Source organism: Citrobacter sp. XY323 (genome assembly GCF_025106035.1).
Taxonomy (GTDB): Bacteria; Pseudomonadota; Gammaproteobacteria; order Enterobacterales; family Enterobacteriaceae; genus Citrobacter; species Citrobacter braakii.
Genome location: NZ_JANYUK010000020.1, coordinates 49,656 through 64,090, shown reverse-complemented (window position 1 = coordinate 64,090; position 14,435 = coordinate 49,656). Strand labels below are relative to the sequence as shown.

14 protein-coding genes are annotated in these 14,435 nt (G+C 39.3%); all 14 read right to left on the bottom strand.

Annotated elements, in window-relative coordinates; all coding sequences use genetic code 11:
* Positions 1-1,132 (bottom strand): shufflon system plasmid conjugative transfer pilus tip adhesin PilV (gene pilV / locus N0B36_RS23060; RefSeq protein WP_259689272.1); only part of this gene is annotated, 1,132 nt, incomplete at its 3' end.
* Positions 1,132-2,100 carry an ATPase, T2SS/T4P/T4SS family gene (locus tag N0B36_RS23055; protein WP_119918917.1) on the bottom strand — a complete coding sequence of 323 codons (969 nt, stop codon included), beginning with the start codon at positions 2,098-2,100 and terminating at the stop codon, positions 1,132-1,134. The genes pilV and N0B36_RS23055, both read right to left, overlap by 1 nt.
* Positions 2,101-2,106: 6 nt before the next feature.
* Positions 2,107-2,610: a type 4 pilus major pilin gene (locus N0B36_RS23050; protein WP_109862488.1), complete on the bottom strand. Its 504-nt coding sequence runs from the start codon at positions 2,608-2,610 to the stop codon at positions 2,107-2,109.
* 18 nt (positions 2,611-2,628) lie between these two features.
* A complete protein-coding gene (locus tag N0B36_RS23045; RefSeq protein ID WP_109862487.1) occupies positions 2,629-3,693 on the bottom strand; it encodes a type II secretion system F family protein in 1,065 nt (354 codons plus the stop codon).
* 1 nt (position 3,694) lies between these two features.
* Positions 3,695-5,248 (bottom strand): GspE/PulE family protein, encoded by a 1,554-nt coding sequence (locus N0B36_RS23040; protein ID WP_222214641.1) that lies wholly within the window; start codon positions 5,246-5,248, stop codon positions 3,695-3,697.
* Positions 5,249-5,716 (bottom strand): type IV pilus biogenesis protein PilP, encoded by a 468-nt coding sequence (gene pilP / locus N0B36_RS23035; RefSeq protein ID WP_181654465.1) that lies wholly within the window; start codon positions 5,714-5,716, stop codon positions 5,249-5,251.
* Entirely contained in the window at positions 5,703-7,067 is a 1,365-nt protein-coding gene (pilO2, locus tag N0B36_RS23030; RefSeq protein ID WP_119918914.1) for a type 4b pilus protein PilO2, read from the bottom strand. Before pilO2 ends, pilP begins: the two co-directional genes overlap by 14 nt.
* A 9-nt stretch (positions 7,068-7,076) precedes the next feature.
* Complete coding sequence (locus N0B36_RS23025) at positions 7,077-8,762, bottom strand: PilN family type IVB pilus formation outer membrane protein (protein WP_119918913.1); 1,686 nt, start codon at positions 8,760-8,762, stop codon at positions 7,077-7,079.
* Between the two features lie 9 nt (positions 8,763-8,771).
* Entirely contained in the window at positions 8,772-9,611 is an 840-nt protein-coding gene (locus N0B36_RS23020; RefSeq protein ID WP_181654464.1) for a toxin co-regulated pilus biosynthesis Q family protein, read from the bottom strand.
* A gap of 52 nt (positions 9,612-9,663) precedes the next feature.
* A complete protein-coding gene (gene virB11, locus N0B36_RS23015) occupies positions 9,664-10,728 on the bottom strand; it encodes a P-type DNA transfer ATPase VirB11 (protein WP_109862481.1) in 1,065 nt (354 codons plus the stop codon).
* 9 nt (positions 10,729-10,737) lie between these two features.
* Positions 10,738-11,862, bottom strand: a complete 1,125-nt coding sequence (locus N0B36_RS23010; RefSeq protein ID WP_109862480.1) for a TrbI/VirB10 family protein — start codon at positions 11,860-11,862, stop codon at positions 10,738-10,740.
* Positions 11,852-12,694 carry a P-type conjugative transfer protein VirB9 gene (gene virB9 / locus N0B36_RS23005; RefSeq protein ID WP_109862479.1) on the bottom strand — a complete coding sequence of 281 codons (843 nt, stop codon included), beginning with the start codon at positions 12,692-12,694 and terminating at the stop codon, positions 11,852-11,854. The genes N0B36_RS23010 and virB9 overlap by 11 nt, the downstream gene beginning before the upstream one ends.
* Positions 12,691-13,374: a virB8 family protein gene (locus N0B36_RS23000; protein WP_109862478.1), complete on the bottom strand. Its 684-nt coding sequence runs from the start codon at positions 13,372-13,374 to the stop codon at positions 12,691-12,693. Before N0B36_RS23000 ends, virB9 begins: the two co-directional genes overlap by 4 nt.
* A 94-nt stretch (positions 13,375-13,468) precedes the next feature.
* The gene (locus tag N0B36_RS22995) at positions 13,469-14,431 is read right to left on the bottom strand and encodes a type IV secretion system protein (protein WP_109862477.1); all 963 of its coding nucleotides are present in this window, start codon (positions 14,429-14,431) and stop codon (positions 13,469-13,471) included.
* Positions 14,432-14,435 lie beyond the last annotated feature (4 nt).

Below are 14,435 nucleotides of genomic sequence, written 5' to 3'. Positions count from 1 at the left end.
AAGTTGAAATAAATGCTCCGAGTGAAGAGTAACTTCCGTTGTAGTTTGTGCTGGATGCCCACGCACCGGATTGACAGGAAAGTATGCCACCCGCTGCATCGCGACCTACAAGCCCATTTGGGGAACATCCCCACCCCGCAGTGGCAACTCCATTGATCTGCAAAAACTCATTTGCAGTCATACGGCCATTGGACTGAACAGTACCAGCTTGAACTTGACCACCTGTATAAATACCCTTGTTTTGATAAGCGCGAATCCATGAAGAATCCGTCATATGAAAACCGCCACCCCATTTCTCACTATACCAACCAGTATCACCGCGAGTACGGAACCATCCCCCCGTATACGTTTCTCCAGCCGTATTCGTCGTTTGCGCGGTTACAGTACCTGTTGCAGTCATGTTTCCGGTAGAGTTAACTGCCGCGCCCTGTACCGTAGCGCTTGAAATGACGTTTCCTGATGCATCTATATTTTTTGCATGCGAAACATCATTCCCCCCCATGTTCAAGGCTGTACTCATAGTGTTTAGTTCAGGATGACCAGGCACAGACTTTCGATACAGGTAATCATTTGAACTAACGGTGTTTTTATAAAACTGAGCGATAGCAATATGTCCATTACCAGGAGATACACCGAACGGAGCCAAATCTTGAGTCCAAGCGCCTAAAGAACCTTTAGCGATACCTTTATCAACAAAGCCCCCATCGGCTCCAATTCGTGTAGCAATTTTACGCGCTGCTGAATCACTAAGGGCTTGACCATTAATAGTCACAACTAATGTTTGAAACTTGTTAGCAGTAGGCTCTAAAACTCTTATTTGATAATCTTGACTAAAGGTGTTTTTAGGAGCAAACCCGGTTGGTAAATAACCATTATCAATCAAAGTTTGCGTATTAAAAACATAAGGTGCTGTAGGCGTAGCCCCCGCAGATATAGTAGCCGCATTATCAGAAATAAATTTCTCAGCAGCATTTGAAACTCTTGTTGCATGCTGCGCCGCATTAGAATATGACTGGTCGTTTGAAAAATAAAAAAGTGTAGGGATAACTAACATAGCTAAACCTGCAATACCTAATGCCCATCCCCCTACCCCATCACCAATTTGCCAAACGCCTTTTTTCATATTTTTCATTAATAATTCCCTCGCGTATTGTTTGTTCTTTGTTGATTGAGGTTTTTAATAATTTCATTTAACCCTAAAAAATCACCAGATGAAATTTTAGTTCTTATTTTTTGCCTCTCATTTTCATTCTGCGCATGAAATGCAGTGATGTTAACATTTCTATCCACTACCGCACCGTTACGTTCCACGTAATCCATCGTCTGGTGCATAACAGCACAAAGAGAACGTGAAATAATAGATTTAGAGTTAGTATTCTTTTCTGAACATAGAATATCAAATCGCTCTATAGCATCAATAATACTATTTGCATGAATAGTAGCAATTACGAACATCCCATTAATAGATGCTTTCAGTGCTTCATGCGCAGTATCAGCATCACGAATTTCACCGATTAATAGATTACTAACCCCCATTCGCATAGCTTTCTTTAAAGCAGAGGAATACCCTTCGTGCTCACCGATTTCAAGCTGTATGCACCGACCATCACCATGACGGCCATCGAGCAAAGTTTCAATAGGATCTTCAATAGCAACTGAAAGACTTCCAGCTTGGGAAGTTCTGAAACTAAGAACAGAGGCTGCCGTTGTTGTTTTACCTACCCCCATTTTACCTGACACTAAAACAAGTCCAACAGTCGAAGGATTAACAATTAAATCTAAGACAAAAGGAGGTATGCCTACTTCCGAAGCCGGAATGATTTTATTTTGAGTTTGGCGAATTACATAATTAATTTCACCAATAGTATTTTTTGATAGAGTTACACGATAAATGACACCATCATGTCGAACAGAAAACTCTGTTCTCCCACTTTCATTATGTTTTGAATAACAAACATCCTTGAGTTCATTAATATCTTCAAGAATATCATCAGGCGCAGGTGCGAGCAGAACGCCCGCACCAAACAACCCCTTGACCTCCATATAATGTTCACCAATATAAATATCGGTGAACAAAGTTTCGTTAAGCTTTCTTTTCATATTGTTTTATGAGCTAGTAGTGAAAGCAAGGCTGTTAGTATTACCCGCTGTACATGCTGTTTGAGCACTTACAGTAGGAACTTCACCAGTGAAAGAAGAACCATTATTGATTTTTGTTGTGGTAACATCAGCCCCGCTAAGCGTTGTAGCAAGTTTGATGCAGTCAGATTGACTTAATTTTGTTGTAGTAACCGTAAACCCGACTCCCGCACCGACAACTGTAATATCGCCACCGGATTTATTATAAAGCTTACCAGAAGTAACAGTAACGGATTTACCAAGTGATCCTGCAAGAGCTGGTACATAGTCAGATGTGCCATAACCAGTGGAGTTTCGTAGCTGACGCATCTCCTGCATGATCGTGGTAATACCCTGAATTTCAGATGCTGTATTAGGCTTGAGCATTGCCCAACCGATGATAGAGGCTACAGCTACAAGCCCTGCGATACCCATTGCCCAACCGCCGACACCATCACCAATTTGCCAAACACCTTTCTTCATACTTTTCATAAACTACCCCTTTAGATACTAAACATTAAACATCGCTGTAATTAATGGAGAGAGAATAAAGCAAACACCTATAATACCGAATGCACACCCCAACATCCCCATAACCTGAATTGATTTACTGGCCTTTTCTAAGGCCGAAATAGTTGACTCTTGCCAACGGTCACTAAAACTGGTTAACGATCCGCTCTTATTAGATGTGTCGAAAACACTGCATAATTTAATTATTGCATCTTCACTAGGGAAGTCATATCCACTTGAATCGAGTGCAGCCCCTAGATTACCCTCACCATGAGATAATCCAATCAAAGCACCATCAATACGTTCAATCAACCATTTACTACGAGAGCTACCTTTAATTTTCAATAGCGCATCACGCAATGGAATACCGGATGAAAGCATAGCATCAACGTTTGATACAAATATAGCTCCATTTAGAGTTCTATAAATTGAATATGGTAAAAACTTATCTGCATGGTAACGACCATTTCCCGTCCATCGTGGAAGAGAATAAACAACTAAATAAATCGTTGCCAGCACTGCTGCTATTGCAATATACCAAAATTCAGAAATAAAAACATAGAAATAATAAATAACTTTTTGAGCGCTCCCCCACATATATAAAGGGGTGGTTTGTAATATATAAGGAATTAGCATTGAACATATCATTGCCAACAAAGTAAAGAAACATAGAAACATAAATAAAAGCATCGCAACAGCACCAAACATAGATGATTTCATTCTCTTTAAATCTTTAGCCATTTTTTCAGCACGATAGAACCCATCGGCTGTAGCATTAACAGCATCACTAGCCTCTATGACACTTCGCTCAGATTCTGGAATCCACTCTGCTAAAGATTCAGCCAGAGTGCTACCTGTAGCTAAATGAGAAGAACATTCACGCAGGATCTCCGCAATGGGGTGATTAGGTTTTTTACCTCGCCTAGTATAACTTTCAATTAAACGTGAGTAGACAACATCAACTTCAACACCATCAAGAAGGTATTGTCTAAAGTTGTCGTATAATTCAATGCGATCACTTGCATTGAATGTAGCTCTAGTTATAAACCTATTAAATCCGTTCATATCAAGCCACTTTAAGTTTTGAGGTTACAGAGTTGCGAATTTCATCAGTAAACATTTGAATATCACGATCGAGGCTACTCACATTACTATGAGAGTAAACAGGATCAATCTTGCCCTGATTAATAAGACTAATAGCATTAGCTGCTAATGTTTGGCCTCCTTGCTGATACCAATATTCATACGCCGCGAGCTTACCTTTAGTCTGGAAAATTTGCATGAAATTAGCGTTAGTTTCGATAATTTCATAAATGCCTGTCATACCTTTATAGCCTGTATGATTACAGTGTTCACACCCTTCTTCATTGGCTATATACACACCACTCGGAATACAATGCGTTTCAATTAACTCACGATAAACTGGATCAACTTTATGCGAATGTTTTACATAAGCCTGTTTACAATGTTCACATAATAAAGGAGCCAGACGTTGACCTATCAAACATGTGAGCAATGAAGAATCCGTAATTAAATCCATATCCACATTAAAGCTTTTCAGTCGAGGGATAATGTCGATTGGATTGTGCGTGTGAATAGTGGTATACACTTTCTGCCCCGTTTGGGCAGCAGAGATAGCGCCAGTGGCAGAAGTGAAATCCCTCACCTCACCAATATAAATTTGGTCTGGATCTAAACGCATGAGATTCGCAATTGCATCACCCCACGCTTTGGATAATGCGCCCGGAGTGCCCCTATCAATGCAAATCAAAGGTGTCTGAACAGCACCGGCAATTGTAGACTCTATAGGATCTTCAACGGTCAGTAGATGAATCCCAGGATCGCGTGAAGTAACGATTTCAGCCATACATTTTGCAAGAGTACTTTTACCTGAGTTAGTCGGGCCACTCATGAAAACAACACCAGAGGGTTTACTAATTACGCGCTGTAAGATTCGCTCCTGTTCGTCAGTAACACCTAACTCACGAAGAGTTAGAGATTTATTATTTTTACGTAACAGACGAATTACAATGAGTCCTTTTTCATCTGTCGGGCGGGTTGCCAGACGCCCACCATTCAAGCCTAAGCTTTCGACGTGTGACTCTTTGACCTTTGCATCAACTGGTTCAGAAAAAGTAAATGTAGGCGCGGTGCGCCCTTCACACATAGTCTGATAAAGGGCTTGCACGAAGCGAACGCCTTTATCGTCTACAAGGTCAGTATAAAAAACAAGTTTCTGATCAATTCGGAAGAAAATTTTAGTGTATTTATTTCCTACGCGAATGTGAATATCAGAAGCACGACGCTTTGCTGCAACTTCGAAAGTATGAACAATATCAGCTTGTAAATCTGAGTGCTCTTCTTTAGAAGTAAACACATCATTACGCTGCTGTAACTCTATAAGCTTAGATTTCGCTATAGGTTCCCATATAGTCTGAGGCCATTGCTTAAAGAAAAGCTGGCGATAGTCCATAACTTCTGGATGAAGCTTATGGTCTTTAACTACATAAAGAGTTCGATTTTCTCCATTTGTAGCAATAAGCATATTCTCGACCAAAAAAGGACTAGGGTTAATATCAGACAACCCATACTGACTGGAAATAGAGAAATATTCTTCCATTTAATTAGCCTCATCTTTTAATAGAGATTTTTTATTATCTTTTATCGAGTTAACCCAAACCCCTGTAACAGAGACAGTCGATAATTGATAACCACCCGGAAGCATTTCACCTGCTCTTTTCCAATCAGTTGTACCATCTGGATATTTTAATTGAACTAGCTTATTCATAATACGAAGTACTGTTGGCAATGAATCAGTTCTAACAACAGTTGTCGCTGGCGGCTGAGAATATCCAGGCATCCCCATTGAAGGCGATTGAGATACTTGCGATGCTTGAATCTCGGGATTCTCAGCTTCTAATTGAGCCTTTTTACGCGCCGCAATAGCCTTGTAAATAGTTGTGTCGGCATTAATAACATCAAGGTCGCCTAAAGTCTTTACATCCTGAGCAAAGGACGGTAATGAAAAAAGAAAAGATAAAATAAAACCGATGATTTTTTTGCATGCAAAACTGTTATTTTTTGCCATATACTGTACCTTCCACACTGTAATTGGTTTCACCTTCCGCATTATTAATCTTATAAGTAATTCTGTTCAGCCTAATCCCGTCCAAGGCTAAAGTTTTAAAAATAAGACGCGGTGTAATAGACGAGTCATAGCTAAACTTAATCTCGCTCCAATCAGGAGGAGGAATAGTTTCATCAGTAGTTTCTACTTTTTGGACATTTTCTACATAATTATACCCAATACCATGTTTTTGAAGAACAGTTGATAACATAATTATCCGCTCTGACATAGGTTCAAGCGGATCATCACCGTTCTTTTTAGATTGTACAGGTAAGATGAAAGAAGCTACTGTACTATCCTTTATATTAAAGACTGGCTCTGTATTAAATAGTTCCCGCACTTTTTTGGCAAAACTATCAGAGTTGGCAGTACTTTCGCCCCCACGATTATAAACAGGAACAAGCTGCATTACAGCGTTATCTTTTGAAGATGAATTTTGGTTATTTTCACAGTCAACCAAAACAGGTCTCCACCCTTCTATTGATAATGGAATAGATTTTATTGCAATATCGCATGCGACAATGAAATCATAAACACTTGGTTTTTCAATCCAAGGATGTTTTAAACTTTCCATCATCATCTTATATTTTGCTTGCTTATTTATTTCTTCTTGCCTAGCTATTTCAGCTTGTCTAAGTCTCTCAGCCTCAATAGCTTGCTGTTCTAAATAATAATTGATTGCAAGAAGTGCTGCAATTGCTACAGCTAACAAGATAAATATATAAACAATTTGTTTGCGCGTCAGCCCAAATGTGAGAGGTTTTAACTTATAATCTTTCTTCAAAACATCAGAAGTTAAAACATCACTAAGGTTTGCTTCTTGAGTCACCCAGGGGAAAGAAATATCACCGATAACGCTTACCTGCTCATTGCGTTCTGGATCATGAAGGTCATTCTTCAACCCATCAACAAGCTTCTTAATATCAGCTTTATCTACTACAACATCAGTCCAAGGAATGACAGCGCCGTTATCTCCAGACGCGACAAGAATATACTGGTCAGAATCTTCATCATTACCGTGGATAGGAAATACCCCTATCCACGCACCAGGAATGATAGAAACGAGGCTCAGTGCTAGAGAATACATCCCTTTAATGCTTTTAGCTTGTTTCGGCGCAAACCCAGCTTGAATAAAATCACCTTTTTTTATAGCTACAACATCAAGCCCATTTTTTTTCCCGTATTCTTTTGCCTCCTTCATATGCTTACGGGCATTGTTAAGCGCTTTCCAATCAAGTCCTACAGCAAAGTTGTTTCCATTTACTGTAATGACTTTGATTTTTTTATGCTGGATTTGCGATTCATCATTCATAGCGCAGCCTTACGAGATAACCGGGGTTATAGAAATGACAAACATACGTTTGCTGTTTTTACCGTTCATACCGCCACCGAAAATAATATTATTCGGATCTCCTACCCCTTGTTTAGTTGCATCACTAACTTCTTGTTCAAAACCACTCATAACAATGGTCTGGTTAGGTTTCAGCCAAACCCTTTGGTTAATAGAGTTAGAATCTACATCCGGTGCTTCAATAAGATTAGTTTTATCAGCATTATTAATCTGTCGAATCTGTTTAAGGTTGGATATATCCATAAACATAGTCAGCATGATCTTGCTACTGTCCGGGGCTATTTTAGGTAAAATTGTAATATTAGTACCCGTAGTTACCGACCCCGGATTTAATGAACCAGAAGTACCTACGTTACTTGTTTGCTCTGACGTTACACTTTGTAAATATGTAACTTGGCTAGCCACCTGAACTGGCACGGCAGCAAGGTTAGTTGTCATGATATTGTTGGTTTTAACATCAGATACTTTAACCTGCTCAGAAAGTGCTTTAAACAGCACATCAGATCCCGCAAACTGCTTTGCCGAACCAGTAGCAGTATCTAATACCTGAAAACCTCCACTGATCGCATCAGTGCTTGAAGGGAAAGAGTTAGCCAGTGAAATGCCGTACTTACCTGATAAGCTATTCCAGACAAGATTCCAATTAACCCCCAATTCATCATTTCTATTAAGATTAATGGTGTAGATTTTAACACTCAATTTTACTTGTTTACTGAGCGAAGAGTTTTCGCTATTAAGATAGTTCCCGATATTACGCACAACATCTGGTACGTCAGTAACAACAATCGCACCAGAAGTATTATTCATGCTTAATCGACCAACACCGGGTGTTAGCATGCTTTGTGCAGTGGTTTTAATATCACCATAAAGATCGTTCTCTAACTGAACTTCCGTATTTGAGTTTGAGCCAGAATCGCCACTCACACCGCCAGACCCCGAACTTCCAGAAGAAGAGTTTGACGTACCTGACTGCGTTGAAATCCCGCTTTTAACTAATGAATAGAGTTTAGTTTTCGCATCAGTTGCATCAATCTGAAAACGTTTCGTTTCGAGATAGAAAATGGTGATTGCATTATTCTCATATTTCCATGAGACACCGAAGCGAGAAGCCCCAGCATCCATCAAGCCTTTCCCATTCCCTTCATAAACAAAGTCGGTGATGAAGCGCGTTCCCATGCTACGGCCAGATGTAGCAGTGGATGAAGGGGAATTGAGTGATTGCAAAGAAACCATGTTGTTACTGTCAAGAACCGGGGGAGGAACAGCAGACAATTGCTGAGTGCTGCCATTGCCACCACCTTGACCAGAAAGCAACATGGCAACATCTGGAGTGATACGAACAGGAACATGACACAGCGTGGTAACATCCTGCGCGAACTGATAAATATCAACAGGGCGTACTGGTTTATACGCAACCTTACAAGTTAGCTCAGGCGGTGGTACATCCTCTGGATTGAATTTTAAAGGTTGTGGATTAATCCACTGTTCATCTTTGTAAACTACCGAAGGGCGATTTACGGTAAAATCAGTCATTGCTTTTGTGGCAATTTGATTATTTGATTCAGCTTTATCCATAGTGTCATTAATTCTGCTGATGCTGCATCCAGACAAAACAAAGGATAAAGCTATACATTTAGCTAAAAGATTATATTTCATTTTAAAACCCTATTTTGTCTGATTAGGCTTATCAGATACGGAAATTATGCACTGAGATTTATATACATCGACAAACAATGGAGTATCTGCTTTTCTGTATAAATCAAATAATTTATTCAGAACTTCAAAATAACTACCATTAAAACTCAATGGGGAATCTATTCGATAGTCAATCAAAACAGGCCAAACAACTTGCCATTTATTAGCCCCTGAACAGAACTCACCTTCTGTCCAGCGATTAACCACCCCCTTCAATGTTTCCCCTGATTTAGCACCCCATTGTTTACCTATTGGTTGTAACTTAATGGGAACAGGATTAATGATATTAGCTGGCTTAGGCGCTGCACTAGCAACACTAACACTCTTATTGGTATTAACAGCAGTAGAAGCAGGTGTGTTTGCCGTTACAACAATAGGTGCTGACATTTTCGGTGATACGATGCTATTAGTTTTTTGTTCAACAGCTTTAGAAGCCCCGGTAAATGGATTTTTACCACCATTACTATTTGCGGTTGTAATTACAGTACCAGCTACTTTAGTAGAACCTGTATTAACAACGGGCTTTGACGTAGTTTTTGCTACATCCTGCGTATTTTTTGCATGCAAAAAACCATTAGCATTTGTGGCTACAGGCGTTAATGTAGATACCACTGGCTTAACGGCTGTTTTATTTGATTCTGCCGCCTTATAGGACTGTCTATTAATTTCAATAGCCAGTTCCGCAGGAATACCCATCTGATTTAACGCAATACGCTCACCCTCTGGCTTAGGAAGTTCAGGTGGTTTACTGCTGCAACCCATTAAGGTAATGGCAGATGCAGTTAACAACACTAGCTTTTTATAGGTCATAGTATGCATCCTAACGAGAATATAAACATTCTATATCAATTAAATCAATATTTCAATTTTGATTTTTAAGATTAGCAACATAAATAGGATCGAAAAATATCTCTGTAACTTTTCTATTATGCATTTGAACAACAATATCAATCGTTGTATACACTTCGTTTCTAATTACTTCAAAACCGAGCGACCGCGCATCTTCTGATTGCATAGCTAGTGTCGCAATTCGTTGAAATGCACGGTATGCAGTACCAGAATGAACTGACGTAATTGACCCTGGATGTCCAGTATTCAAAGACATTAGATAGTGCCACGTTTCATATCCGCGTAATTCTGCCAAGAATATTCTATCAGGTGTCGCCCTCATACATGCTTCAAGCAACTGCTGAGGATTAATTCGCCCCTCTCCACGTCCAAAAATAAGCGGTAGCTTATTTGGAAAGGATTCAAGTTTAAGCTCGTTAACATCCTCCATCGTTATGATTCGTTCACTGCGGTCAACTGACTCTATTAACGCACGCATGAACGTAGTTTTACCTGAACCCGTCGCACCAGAAATAACGATATTCTTCTTATGCTTAATTGCGTACTCAAAAAAATCTTTATATTGACCATGATTGAGGTACATAAGCAGTTGGGCGTCCACTGCTTCAATTCTATTGAAATCTCTACGGTCTTTTCTCTCTAAAATTTCATCATCCGTAAGCAAATTAAACGAAGTGTTTTGAACGGATTCAAATGCACCTTGTTCAACTATCTGTTGTAATGTAAATGATTTTTCAATGAACTTACGGATGATTAGTCCCATGTAACCATTTAAGCAAGCGGGTGGTTGTATAATTGTACACCGCTCGCCTCCCGGCATCTGAAAGTAACTCAATGCTTGCTCTTTTGATTTGTTATAAACAGCAATTGAACGATTGATCGAAATCATTTTCTTAGTTGTTATATCAGGGCATTCAACTTTAACAGTTCCGTCTTTACCTTTAGTCCAATACTCACCAGGTACATTAAACATAATTTCAGTTACATCAGGATCAGACATTGCGCTCTCGAAAGGTTTAATAAGAGACAAGAGCAACTCGGCCTCATCCTGATCATATATACTGTCGTTATCAGACATAAACAATCCTCAGTTTTTCTCAAGCTTATATACAGAGCTAAAATCCATATCCTGCATTACATCAATACCAACAATTTCCCCTGAATTTTTCCTGATAATATTTGGTATATTGATATTATTCTTGAGTGTTTCCACAGCAATATCATTGGTTGCTTGAGTGGTATTATCTACATTTACACTATTACTATTGGTATTGGATTTCGCCAGATGCGTTGACGCATTACCAATAACGTCCTGGATAGTACTTAGTAAGATAGTGTTATAAAAACGCGTCCCAAACTGAGTATCTAGCACACCATCAATACCAGCTTCACCCATAGCACCTACCGCTGGGGCGCTGATTTCCATAAAGACACCCTTCGGTGTTTCTATCCGATCCCATGTTGCGAAAATACGAGTCTGCCCTTGCGCTACCCCCCCCTGAAAACTGCCTGTAAATTGAGTGTTACGCTCCATCAGTAGCACCTTTCCAGACGATGAATATACGTCCTGTATTGTGTGACATGTAAGCTGGCCTGGTACATTAGAATCAATGTTCCTATCCAAAGCACAAGGAATTGTGTTTCCTCGCGTCAGGATTAAATCAAGGCTCTTACGTGCCGTTGCTTTAACAGATACCGTTTTGATAGCACTAAGAGACTTAGAAAGCGCGTTGTCACTATCACCCAAGTCTTTACTATCTGACTTACTCTCCGACTGGCTATTATCCGCTTCTTCACCACCTCCAAAAGCAGATCCCAAACGCCGCTTTTGTGCTGCTTGTTCAGGGGTTAACCCGTCTTTGTCCAAAACAACATCCGGCTGACTTTCATCTTTCCCGGAATCCCCCGCAGCAGGTTGATCTACCTTCACCTCAACAGGAGCAGGGGTTTCAGGGACAGGCTTTTCGACCTCAAACTTACGCCTAAGCTTCTCTCTTTGTGGAACAACATCTGTACTTTTTAGTTCCGGCTCGGCCTTCTTAAAGTTCGCGAAAAGAAAGTATGAACCAGCACAGATCACAGCAAGAATTAATGCTAAAGCACTAAATAGTTTGTTACCTCCACCTTTAATTTTTCGCCGTGCAACTGAACCATCAATATTAGAGTTTTCTTTTTCAAGTTCAGCTAATGGATCAATTTCTTTATTGCTCATTGATAATCACCCTCTTGTATTTGTCAGATACTGTTCCTGTATAGTTTTCGTAAACTGGTTGACGGCCATCATTTTCGTTATAGACGCCAGCAACAGAAGTCCCCAATCTCAAACGGAACTCACGACTTATCCTATGAACAACAACAATCTCACTATTCAAACCCTCTTGGTGCTTAGTTACTTTGGACTCATTACCTAAAGAATCAACAGCGCTTATTGTCGGAATATCTTGACCTGGAGCGAACTTAAAATATGTAAACCCTTGAGTGTCCCATACATTCATCGGGGCAAGTTTCTTCTCCCCATTAATCGTGTATTTAAGATTTACCCCTTTTGCAAGAAGCTTATTAAATTCATTTTTACGCTGAACTTCATCATCAGCATCTTTTTTCTTTTTGGCCTCTACCTCTGGATATTTAAACTGGATCTGGAAAGTCATTTTATTATCAAACGTTCTTTTCCCTTTAGAACCCTTCAAGTACTCCTCGAAGTGGTATCTTATATCAAAGTTGTAAACACGCTTGTCAGTGACAATCGTAAGATTTGTATCGCCATTTTCTGCTTTAGGCTTGATAAAATAATGATTTTTCTTATAACTAAACTGCCAGGCATCACTATCACCAAAAGCATGCGTAAGATAAGTTTCATTAGCATCAAGAATAATATGGGTTGCAACGCCAATCACACTATCAACCTTTGTTACATCATCAGAATTATACATCACCGTCTTGATTCTCGAATCATAAGCAGAACCAACCGGAACGTCCAACGCATAGGAAGATAATGGCGAGATAAATAAGAGACAAACAAGGTATAACTTTTTGAATTTCATCGGCTAAATTCCTGAGATGAACGATAACCATCTACAATTATTCCCATAGGGTTAATCCCTCGTTTACTTCCTTTCATAACATCAGTGCTAATATGATAAGAAAGCTCTGCCGACCAATATTGAGTAATTGGCTCACGATTATTTTCTTTAAATGTCTTAGAAAAGCGAATAACCGCCTTTTGGTTTTGAAGGTCAACGCTTGTTGTTAAATTATCAACTACAATTTCGAGATTCCCTTGATAGCGTTTATCAATAGAATCTTTTTTGCCGAATTGATTATCATACTCCCCGCCAACACTATCATCTGACATTGCCATAGTTTGATCATAAGCTATTTGAATAAGCGAATAATTATAACCCTCACGGCCAGTAACGTACTTACGGATAAAGTAATCCATAACAGCTTCATTGCCAGTTATTTGGTCAGGTGTTAAAACGCTCAGAGAATTAACGCTTCCGGTACTTTTATCAAGCTCTAAAAGATATGGTTCTTTATCCTTGAGAGGAACTAATGAAGCTAAAGCAACAAGACTTAATGCGGCTAAAACAAAGAAACCAACACTAGCCATACGATGCCGTTTATTTGATTTTTGCAAAAGTAATACAACATCAATTTCAGCATCATTGGCTTCTTTCACAAATTCTTTTACAGCTTCTTTTGTACTTTCAGTTTTACGCATAAACTATCCCCCATTGAATATAAACATTATATTCAATTAAATCATAATTGCAATTTTGATTTAATAAATTTAGCCCGGAAAGCCGGGCTAATTATTATTTACCTCTGAATGGTGCTGATGCAGAAGATACTGGATTTTTTAATTCCCCAGGACTTCCACCACCGCCGCCGCCGCCACTATTCTTACTCGGTGTATTTGAGGGGGTATTACTAGAGGGTGCATTACTACTCCCGGCTTTAGCTAACGAAGCAATTGCTATCCCATTTGATAGTGCCTGACACAGCTTAGGTATTTCATTTAAGAGTCGATAGCCAATATAACTAAAACAAACGATAGCAAATGTTGTATAAAGCATATTAGCTTCACCAACTGTAAATTGATTTACCAACCTTGTGTACATACCCATTAAGAAACTGAAAAACAGAGCACTTAAAACCAGCATTAATGAATAGTGGATAATTTGGTTTGCCCAATTGTTGAAAAAATTTCTCAACGGTTCCCACAGAAGCGTAAATATGAAAATAAAACCAAGCCCCGCAAGAACAGCAACAACAACCTTTGAGATAAAAAAGAAAATAGCTGTTGTAGCAATCAGGAACATAGAGCTTATGATAAGCGCTACACCAACTAACGCATTCAGCCACGACTCAGGAGAGTACCCAATTAAGCTAAATATTTCCCCAGCCTTATTCACTGATTGCTCTGCTGCAATGTCCAGTACGTTCATTCCAGGACTATTAGAATCAATCAGTGCAGATGCTAACTCTGATGGTAAGCCTAAGATAGTACTTACCAACTCCCGTTGATATAACCCCCCCGCTCCGGCAACAAAAACAACTATGGCGATTACGGTCAATTTTTTGATCCAATCATTAACTGGATTATCATAGTTCCCTAAAAATATCATTAAGGAAAACCACAGAAGTGATATTGACAATCCAGTTTGAACAACTGGCAAAAAATATGTCAGAGCGTTATCAGATATAGAATTGACGATTGTCACCACCATATCATCAATGTTTTTTTCAAGGTCAGTAAAAAAAGTAAATTGAGCCATTTAA

What these genes read in the sequence shown, in the direction of transcription:
- N0B36_RS23055 (WP_119918917.1), bottom strand. Translation starts at nt 2,100, where the DNA reads ATGAAAAGAAAGCTTAACGAAACTTTGTTCACCGATATTTATATTGGT.
- N0B36_RS23050 (WP_109862488.1), bottom strand. Translation starts at nt 2,610, where the DNA reads ATGAAAAGTATGAAGAAAGGTGTTTGGCAAATTGGTGATGGTGTCGGC.
- N0B36_RS23045 (WP_109862487.1), bottom strand. Translation starts at nt 3,693, where the DNA reads ATGAACGGATTTAATAGGTTTATAACTAGAGCTACATTCAATGCAAGT.
- N0B36_RS23040 (WP_222214641.1), bottom strand. Translation starts at nt 5,248, where the DNA reads ATGGAAGAATATTTCTCTATTTCCAGTCAGTATGGGTTGTCTGATATT.
- pilP (WP_181654465.1), bottom strand. Translation starts at nt 5,716, where the DNA reads ATGGCAAAAAATAACAGTTTTGCATGCAAAAAAATCATCGGTTTTATT.
- pilO2 (WP_119918914.1), bottom strand. Translation starts at nt 7,067, where the DNA reads ATGAATGATGAATCGCAAATCCAGCATAAAAAAATCAAAGTCATTACA.
- N0B36_RS23025 (WP_119918913.1), bottom strand. Translation starts at nt 8,762, where the DNA reads ATGAAATATAATCTTTTAGCTAAATGTATAGCTTTATCCTTTGTTTTG.
- N0B36_RS23020 (WP_181654464.1), bottom strand. Translation starts at nt 9,611, where the DNA reads ATGACCTATAAAAAGCTAGTGTTGTTAACTGCATCTGCCATTACCTTA.
- virB11 (WP_109862481.1), bottom strand. Translation starts at nt 10,728, where the DNA reads ATGTCTGATAACGACAGTATATATGATCAGGATGAGGCCGAGTTGCTC.
- N0B36_RS23010 (WP_109862480.1), bottom strand. Translation starts at nt 11,862, where the DNA reads ATGAGCAATAAAGAAATTGATCCATTAGCTGAACTTGAAAAAGAAAAC.
- virB9 (WP_109862479.1), bottom strand. Translation starts at nt 12,694, where the DNA reads ATGAAATTCAAAAAGTTATACCTTGTTTGTCTCTTATTTATCTCGCCA.
- N0B36_RS23000 (WP_109862478.1), bottom strand. Translation starts at nt 13,374, where the DNA reads ATGCGTAAAACTGAAAGTACAAAAGAAGCTGTAAAAGAATTTGTGAAA.
- N0B36_RS22995 (WP_109862477.1), bottom strand. Translation starts at nt 14,431, where the DNA reads ATGGCTCAATTTACTTTTTTTACTGACCTTGAAAAAAACATTGATGAT.